Raw genomic sequence first — 440 nt, 5'->3', positions numbered from 1 at the left:
CGCGGCCCAGCGTGCCACCGCGCTGGCACCGATGATCAGCAAGCGCCGAAGGGTGCGCTCGCCCATTCTGGATGTCCGGCCGAGCCGCTCCTTGCCCCCGCTGGAGCGCTGACCTGGGGTCAGCCCGAGCCAAGCAGCGAAATCGCGACCGCGCTGGAACGTCTCGGCCGGTGGGGCCAGCGCCGTGAGAGCTGCGGCTGTCACAGCCCCGATGCCCGGGATGGTCATCAGCCGACGCGCGACGGAGTTCTCCGTCGCATGCCGGGCGATCTCGCGGTCGAGCACGGCAATGCGCTCGTCCAACGATCTGAGCTCCTCGACCAGCACGGCCAGGATCCCCCGCGCCGCTTGGGGCAGATCGGAGGCGGGATCCTCGAGGGCCGCAATGAGCTTGCAGGTATGGACCGGTCCTTTGGCGGCGATCACCCCGAACTCGGCCA

The 440-nt window shown here is 70.0% G+C and carries 1 protein-coding gene; it reads right to left on the bottom strand.

The features are described 5' to 3' along the window. Positions 1 to 440: transposase (locus WDW90_RS38245; RefSeq protein ID WP_336492893.1), on the bottom strand; the 440-nt coding region annotated here is incomplete at both ends.

The organism is Methylobacterium nigriterrae (assembly GCF_037106235.1).
GTDB lineage: Bacteria > Pseudomonadota > Alphaproteobacteria > Rhizobiales > Beijerinckiaceae > Methylobacterium > Methylobacterium nigriterrae.
The sequence above is the reverse complement of the archived record's forward strand: the minus strand, read 5'-3'. Positions and strand labels throughout refer to the sequence as shown.